General features: G+C 74.0%; 2 protein-coding genes. Both read right to left on the bottom strand.

Annotation, left to right across the window (positions count from 1 at the left end; translation table 11 throughout):
• Positions 1-214: 214 nt before the first annotated feature.
• Positions 215-5,728 carry a non-ribosomal peptide synthetase/MFS transporter gene (locus tag EAO72_RS15795; RefSeq protein ID WP_261991496.1) on the bottom strand — a complete coding sequence of 1,838 codons (5,514 nt, stop codon included), beginning with the start codon at positions 5,726-5,728 and terminating at the stop codon, positions 215-217.
• The coding region (locus EAO72_RS15790; RefSeq protein ID WP_148017978.1) for a non-ribosomal peptide synthetase at positions 5,725-8,492 on the bottom strand (2,768 nt) is incomplete at its 5' end. The genes EAO72_RS15790 and EAO72_RS15795, both read right to left, overlap by 4 nt.

Here is an 8,492-nt window from a genome sequence, read left to right as displayed (position 1 = left end):
CCCCTGGGAGCCCGCCTGTTCGACCCGTTGATGACGGAGGACGGGGCGCTGGCCGACAGCGTGGGCCGGGTGCTGGGAACGGGGCCGGGGCGGGGCATCGGSCTGATGTACCTGCTGTGCTGTGTGGCGATGCTGGCGCTGGTGGCCCTGGCGCTGCGGCTGCCGGTGCTTGCCCGCTTCGACCTCGATGTGCCGGACGCCGAGCCGGACGACCTCATCGGCCTCCGGGAACGTGCCGCTGCCCTCGCCGCGTCCGCACCGAGCGCCGAACCCGCCCCGGCCCCGTTCCCAGCACCCGGCCCACGCTGTCGGCCAGCGCCCCGTCCTCCGTCATCAACGGGTCGAACAGGCGGGCTCCCAGGGGGGCGACGAGGCCGTGGCCGATGGGGAGGGTGGACCAGGCCACCATGGTGTTCAGGGCGAAGACGCGGCCGTGGAAACGCTGCGGGACCTTGACCTGGACGATCGTCGAGTACACCCCGTTCACCAGGCCGATGGCGCAGGACATCCCGAAGACGCCGGCGCCGATCACCCAGAGATCGGCCCGCAGCCCGGTCACCGCACCGGCCAGGGCGAACACCCCGGCCAGAGCCAGCATGCCGCGCACCCGGCGTCTGCGGGGCCCGCCCCAGACTCCCATGATCAGTCCGCCCGCGACGGCACCGGCACCGCCCGCCGTGGCGACCGCCGCCGCCCCGTCCAGGGTGTCGAAGGACAGCACCAGGGGCGTCACCAGCAGGAAGAGCGGGGAGAGGAAGAGATTGAGCGCGGCGAACCACAGGAGCATCGACCGGAAGCCCCGGTGCCGCCAGGTGTAGGCGAAGCCCTGCTTGATCTCCTCGACGACCGGTTCCCGGCGGCTCCACGGCAGGGTCCGGGGGAACCTGACGCACAGCAGGACGGCCACCGCGACCGCGTAACTCGCGATGTCAAGGATCAGGATGCCGCGCAGACCGATGCCGGCCATGAGTGCCACTGCCATGAGGGGTACGACGAACTGCGCCGTTCCGAAGGCGAGTTGGACGATTCCGTTGGCGTGGCCGAGATAGCGCTTGGGGACGAGCTGCGGGACGGCCGAGCTGTACGCCAGTCGCTGGAAGGTGAGGGCCACCGAGAGGCTGCCGAGCAGCAGGTACAGATACCAGGTGTCCATGACGCCGCCCAGCAGGAGGCAGAGCATGGCCACCTGGCTGAGCCCCGCCGCGATGTCGCCGGCGAGCATGACCTTGCGCCGGTCGAAGCGGTCCACGATCGCCCCGGCCAGCGGGCCGACGAGGATGCCGGGCAGCATCGCCACGACCGAGTACAACGCGAACCGAGTGAGTGAACCGGTCTCCAGCAGGATCCAGATGGGCAGGGCGAACTCCGTGAGCGCGGAGCCCACGATCGAGCCCAGCTGCCCGAGCACGACGGCGAGGAAGCGTGCCGCACCCGGCGCGGGAGCACTCGTGGCCTCCGCGGGAGCACCGGTTGCCTCGGCGGCGCCACCGGCCCCGGCGCCACCGGCCCCGGCACCACCGGCCCCGGCCCCACCGGCCCCGGCGTCGCCCGCGGCCGGGTCCGCCCTTACCTCCGCGCCACCGGAAGGCCCGGTCTCGGCGTGGAACCACCAGGCCGCGTCCGGGGAGTGCGCGGGCAGCGTGCCCGTGGCCTCCGCCCGGATCGCCTCGTGAACGCTCGTCACCGCTTCGGCGACCTCGGCGGCCCGGTACTTCACGAAGAAGTGGCCGCCCCGGTCGATCACCGCGACCGCCGAGCGCTCCGCGAGCAGCAGCCACTCCCGGTAGCGCTCCTGGTAGAAGTCGGCGGCCGGGTCGCGGTCGCCGACGAGCGAGACCAGCGGCGCCCTCAGCCGGGGTGCCCCCGCCTCGACGTCGGCGATGGCCCCGGTGAAGTACTCCTCGGCGGCCTGGCTGTCGCGGCGCATGTTGCCCACGATGAACGCGGTCTGCTCCCGGTCGAGCTGGGAGGTGTCGACGCCCATCCCGGTCAGCCAGTTGACGTACACCCGGTTGCCGAGCAGCGATTCCAGGGACGCCACCTTGGACAGGGCGCCGAGTACCCGCCCGCGCGGCTTGGCGAAGGGGAACTGCGCACCCGCGTACACCGCTTCGAGCTCGCGGCCCGATGCCTCCAGGAGGCGGGCGGTGGCCACGGCCAGTGCGGTGCCGACGCCGCAGTGCCCGTACACGATCAGCGGCCCCTGGACCCGTTCGCGTATCTCGGCGGCCAGGCAATCCGCGAGTTCCCCGAAGGGCAGGTGTTCCTCGGTCACGCCGACGTCATGGCCCGGGATGGCCACGGACCACAGCTCGTAGCCCTCCGGCAGGAGGTCGGCGACAGGCTGGTACACGACCGCGCTGCCCCCGCCGTACGGGACGCAGACCAGGGTGGCGCGCAGCTGTCCGGAGGGGGCCGGGGGAGTCAGGCGGTGCAGCAGGCGGCGGGGTCCCCGGGCGTCCTCGGGGAGGTCGGCCAGCGCCGCCAGGTCCCTGACCGTGCGGCACGTGAACAGGTCCATCACGCTGACCGGCCGGGCACCCGCCCCGGGGAGCAGTTTGCGGGCACGGGCGACGACCTGCGTGGCGAGGAGCGAGTGGCCGCCGAGGTCGAAGAAGTCCTCCTCCGCGCCGACCTCGTCGAGGCCGAGCACCTCGGCCCAGATCCCCGCGAGCACCCGCTCCGCAGGGGTGTCGGGCGCACTGGCCGCACCGGCCGTCCGGTGGATCTGCGGGGCGGGCAGGCCGCGCCGGTCGAGCTTGCCGTTGGGGGAGAGGGGAAGGACGGGCAGAACCGTGAAGGAGACGGGCACCATGTAATCGGGCAGCACCCGCTTGAGGGCGGCGCGCAGTTCCTGCGGATCGGGTGCCGGTTGCCCGTCCGCGGTGACGAGGTAGGCGGCGAGCCGCTTGTCTCCCGGGCTGTCCTCACGTACGACGACGGCCGCCTCGGCGACCGGGGGCAGGGCGCGCAGGGCCGACTCGATCTCGCCGAGCTCGATACGCAGCCCGCGCAGCTTCACCTGCTGGTCGATGCGGCCGAGGTGTTCCAGGGCGCCGTCGGGGCGGCGCCTGCCCAGGTCGCCGGTGCGGTAGAGCCGCGAGCCCGGCGGGCCGTACGGGTCGGGGACGAACTGGCGGGCGGTCAGCCCGGGGCGCCGGTGGTAGCCGAGGGCGAGCCCGGCCCCCGCGATGTGGATCTCACCCTGTGCGCCCGGAGGCACCGGCCGCAGTGCCCGGTCCAGGACGTAGAGGCGGATGTTGTCGACCGGGAAGCCGATCGGGACCACATCGGGCCGTGCCTCGCACTCCCACGCCGACACGTCGACGGCCGCTTCGGTGGGCCCGTACAGATTGGCCAGGGCGCAGCCGGGCAGCACCTCCCGGAACGCGCGCGCCGTGTCCGGCGGCAGTGCCTCGCCGCTGCAGACGACGCGGCGCAGGGCCGTGCACCGTCCGGCGCCCTCCTCGGCGAGGAAGAGGGGCAGCATCGAGGGGACGAAGTGGGCGACCGTGATGGGGGCGGAGCGGATGAGTTCGTGCAGGTAGGCGGCGTCCTTCTGGCCGCCGGGGCGGGCCAGCACGAGGCGGGCGCCGGTCATCAGCGGCCAGAAGAACTCCCAGACGGAGACGTCGAACCCGGCCGGGGTCTTCTGGAGCACGGAGTCGTCCGGCCCGATGGGGTAGGCCCGCTGCATCCACAGCAGGCGGTTGACGATGGCGCGGTGCGTGTTCGGCACGCCCTTGGGGCGTCCGGTGGAGCCGGAGGTGTAGATGAGGTAGGCGGGGTCGTCGGGCGTCGGCCGGACGGGGCTCCGGGGCGTGGGAGCGCTCCCGTCGAGCGGGTCGTCGTCATCGAGATACAGGACGGTGGCCCGGCAGTCCTCGGGGACCGGGGTGCCGCGCAGGGTCAGGAGCACCCGCGCGCCGCTGTCGTCGAGCATGAACGCGAGCCGTTCGGGCGGGTACTCGGTGTCGAGCGGCGTGTAGCAGGCACCGGTGCGCTGTACGGCGAGGAGGGCGGCGACCAGTTCGGGGGAGCGTTCCGCGCCGACGGCGACGACGTCGCCGGGGGCGGTGCCGGCCGAGAGGAGCCGGGCGGCGATGCGGTCGGCCGCGGCGTCCAGTTCGGCGTAGGTGAGGCTGCGGTCTTCGGCCGTCACGGCGGTGGCGCCGGGCGTGCGCGCGATCTGCTCGTCGATGAGGGAGACCAGCGTGGCGTCGTCCGGTGTCGGCACCTCCGTACCGTTGAAGTTCTCTATCTCCAGCGCGTGTTCACCGGGGGAGAGCAGATCGAGCGCGGACAGCGGCACGTCGGGGCGGTCGGCGACCGCGTGCAGCAGCCGGTCGAGGTGGGCGGCGAGACGGGCGATGTCCGCCTCGTCGAACAGGTCCGTGTTGTAGTTGAACGCGCCGCGCAGCCCGTCCGGCCACTCCATCAGGAAGAGCTCGACGTCGAAGCGGGTGCCCGCGGCGCGCAGACCGTAGGCCTCCACGTCCAGGCCCGGACCGGCGGTGGCCTGGTGTCCGGTGGCGTAGTTCTGTACGGCGAGTACCGCCTGGAAGACCGGGGAGCGGGAGACGTCGCGCTCCACCTTCAGCTCGGTGACCAGCTGCGCGAACGGCAGCTCCTGGTGGGCGTACGCCTCGAGGCAGGTTTCCCGGGTACGTTCCACCAGGGTGGCGAAGGACGGATCGCCGTCGAGCCGGGCGCGCAGCGCCAGGACGTTGACGAACATGCCGACCAGCCCCTCGAGTTCCGGTTCGGGGCGGCCGGCGACGGGCGAGCCGACGGCGAAGTCGCGCTGGCCGCTGAACCGGGCCAGGAGTTCCTGGAAGGCGGCCAGGAGCACCATGTGGAGGGTGGCCCCGTGCGTCTTGCCGAGGGCGGCGAGCCGGTCGAGGAGGGCGCGGTCCACCTGGAATCCGTAGCCGGCCCCGTCGAAGGTCTGCCGGGCCGGGCGGGGCCGGGCGGTGGGCAGGACGAGGGGCTCCGCACCGGCCAGTTCCCCGGCCCAGTAGGCGACTTCGGCGGTCAGCGCGTCGCCGTTCAGCCGGTCGCGCTGCCACTGGGCGAAGTCGCCGTACTGAACCGGGAGTTCGGGCAGCACAGGGGCGTCGCCCTGGAGGTGGCCCGCATAACAGCGCAGGATCTCGGAGATCAGGATCTCGCTGGACCAGCCGTCGCTGACGCTGTGGTGGACGACGAGCAGCAGGATGTGGTCGCGGTCGGCGACGCGCACCAGGAGGGTACGCAGCAGGGGCCCGGCGGCCAGGTCGAAGGGCTGGGCCCCCGCCTCGTCCACGAGCCGGGCCGCGTGTTCCTCGTCCGACGCCTCCACCAGGGGCAGTGGCGCGGGCGCGGGCTCGGTGATCTCCAGGACCGGGCGGCCGTCGTCGGTCACCGGGTACCGGGAGCGCAGCGTCTCGTGCCGGGCGACCACGGTGTCCAGGGCGCGTGCCAGCACCTCCCGGTCCAGCTCGCCGCGCAGCCTGCGGGCGACGGGGATGTTGTACGCGGCGGTGCCGGGCGCGAACTGCTCCATGAACCAGAGCCGTTCCTGCGCGAAGGAGAGCGGCGGCACGGCGCCGTCGGGGCGCCGGGGCACGGCGGGCCGGGGCGCGGCGGTGCGGCCGGCCGTCAGTCGGCGGCTGAGCAGGGCGCGCTTGGCATCGGAGAGACCGGCGGAGGATGGGGCGGCGGAGGATGGGGCGGTGGTGTCGCTCATGACGGCGTACGGGTTCCTTCCAGTGCGTCGCCGTCCGCGGTGAGGAGGGCGGCGGCCTCCTCGTCCGACAGGGCGTCGATCTCGGCCATCAGGGCGGCTTCCACGGCTTCGGCGAACTCCGCGACCGTGCGGTGGGTGAAGAGGGTGCGCAGAGGGACGGTGAGTTCGGCGGTGGCCCGGACGCGGGCGATGACCCGGGTGGCGAGCAGGGAGTGTCCGCCCAGGTCGAAGAAGTCGTCCAGGGCACCGACGCGGTCGATGTCCAGGACCTCGCGCCAGATCTGGGCCACCAGTTCCTCCGCCTCGGTGCGCGGGGCCAGGTAGCTCGCGCGGAGTTCGGGGCGCCGGTCGGGGGCGGGCAGGGCCGCCCGGTCGAGCTTGCCGTTCGGGGTGAGCGGCAGCCGGTCCAGGACGAGGATCGCGGCGGGCACGAGGTGGGCCGGTAGGAGCGCTCCCACAGCGCTCCGCAGACCGGCCGGATCGAGCGCCGGGGCGGCGGACGCCGGGACGGCCGGGTCCGTGGCGGGCGTCGGGATGGCCGGGTCCGTGGCGGGCGTCGGGATGGCCGGGTCCGTGGCGGCGGGGACCACATAGCCCACCAGGGTGTCGCGGCGGGCGACGACCACCGCCTCGGCGATGCCCGGTTGTGCCAGCAGCGCGTTCTCGACCTCGCCGGGCTCCACCCGGTAGCCGCGCACCTTGACCTGGCCGTCCAGTCGGCCGAGGAATTCCAGGGCGCCGTCGGCCCGGCGGCGCACGAGGTCGCCGCTCCGGTAGCGGCGGGAGCCCGGCGGGCCGTACGGGTCGGGGACGAAGGCGCGTGCGGTGGCACCGGGCCGGCCGGTGTAGCCGAGGGTCACTCCCGTACCGCCGATGAGCAGTTCGCCGGGGGTGCCGGGCGGGACCGGGCCACCGTGCTCGTCGCACACCGTGGCGGTGACGCCGCCGATCGGTGTGCCGATGGGCGGGCGGGACCGGGTGTCGGCCGCACCGAGGTCGGCGGTCGTGGCGATGACGGTGGTCTCGGTGGGGCCGTACGAGTTGACGAGCCGTACCCGGTCGCCGAAGCGCTCGCGCCAGGTGGCCACGGCGGCGGCCTGCACCTGGTCGGCGCCCAGGATCAGCAGCCGCAGCCCGTCCGGCCAGGCGACGACGTCGAGGTCGCCGACGAGGTGCTGCCAGTACGGGGTCGGCAGGTCCATGACCGTGACATCGGCGGTGAAGTCCTCGGCCAGCTGGTCGGGCAGCGTGGCGCCGGCGTCGGCCACGACGAGGGTGGCCCCGGCGGCCAGCGCGGGGAACAGTTCCTCCGCGCAGGTGTCGAAGCTCAGTGAGGCGCAGTGCAGGACCCGGTCCCCGGCGGTGACCCCGTACCCCTCGCGCATCCAGCGCACCCGCTCGGCGAGTGCCCGGTGCGGGACGAGGACGCCCTTGGGCGAGCCGGTCGACCCGGAGGTGTAGACGAGGTACGCCGGGTCGWCGGGGAGGGGCGCGGCCGGGCCCTCCTCCGCCGTGTCGGGGCGGGGGGCGGCCAGGCGCTTTTCCGCCGTCCCGGATCCGGCCGCTTCGGGGCCCTCCGCGCCATCGACGCACAAGGTCCGTACGTCTTCGGGGCCCTCCGTGTCCTCGACGCACAAGGTCCGTACGTCCTCGGGGACTTCGGGCGGTGTGCCGTGGCGGGAGGTCAGGACGGTGCCGGCGCCGCTGTCCGCGATCATGTACGCGATCCGGGCGGGCGGGTAGTCGGGGTCCAGCGGGAGGTAGGCGGCGCCGGCCCGCCAGGCGGCGAGCATCGCCACGACGGCACGCGGGCCGCGGGGCAGGAGCACACCGACGGTGTCCCCGCGCCGCACCCCGCCGGCCGCCAGCCGGGCTGCCAGGCTGCCCGCCGCGTCCCACAGGGCGGCGTACGAGAACGAGCTGTCGCGCCCGCGCAGGGCCTCGACGGCGGGCCGGTCGCGCACGGTCCGTGCGATGGCTTCGTACACGGTGGGCGGACCCTCGGGCAGGTCCGGGCCCCGGCCGGCCGTCTCCAGGGCGGCGCGTTCGGACTCGTCCAGCAGCGGTAGCAGGTGGACGGGTGTGTCCGGGGCGGCGACCGCGGCACGCAGCAGCGTGTCGAACCAGCGCCCCAGCCGGGCGACCCGGTCCCGGTCGAGCAGGTCCGTGCGGTAGCCGAAGACGGCGACCACGTCCTCGCCGTCCCGGCGCACGTCCAGCGTGAGGTCGAACTTGCACGCCCGCATACCCGGGTCCAGTTCGGTGCAGCCGAGACCGGCGAACGACGCGTCGCGCAGCAGGCCGGGGTCCTGGGTGTGGACGGTCAGCATCGTCTGGAACAGCGGCGTGCGCCCCGGATCCCGGTCCAGCCGCAGGGATTCGGCCAGTTCCTCGAAGGGGATGCGCTCGTGGGCGAAGGCCCCGAACACCGTGGAGCGGGCACGGCGCAGCAGGTCGGCGAACGTGGGCGCGCCGGACACGTCGGAGCGCAGGACCAGGGTCCGTGAGAAGTAGCCGATGGCCCGCTCCTCGTCGGGGCCGGACCGGCCCGCCGTGGGGACACCGACGCAGAAGTCGTGCTGTCCCGTGCAGCGGTACAGCGTCGCCTGGTAGGCGGCGAGCAGCACCATGAACGGGGTGCAGCGCCGGGCCCGTGCCAGGGCGTCGACCAGGGGCCCGAAGACGTACGGACCTTGTGCGTCGATGGCGCGGAGGGCCCCGAAGCGGCCGGATCCGGGACGGCGGAAAAGCGCCTGGCCGCCCC

The sequence above is a fragment of the Streptomyces sp. OR43 genome (assembly GCF_008042275.1).
Classification (GTDB): Bacteria; Actinomycetota; Actinomycetes; order Streptomycetales; family Streptomycetaceae; genus Streptomyces.
The sequence above is the reverse complement of the archived record's forward strand: the minus strand, read 5'-3'. Positions and strand labels throughout refer to the sequence as shown.

Coding starts and splice junctions, on each gene's coding strand:
- EAO72_RS15795 (WP_261991496.1), bottom strand. CDS start 5,728: ATGAGCGACACCACCGCCCCATCCTCCGCCGCCCCATCCTCCGCCGGT.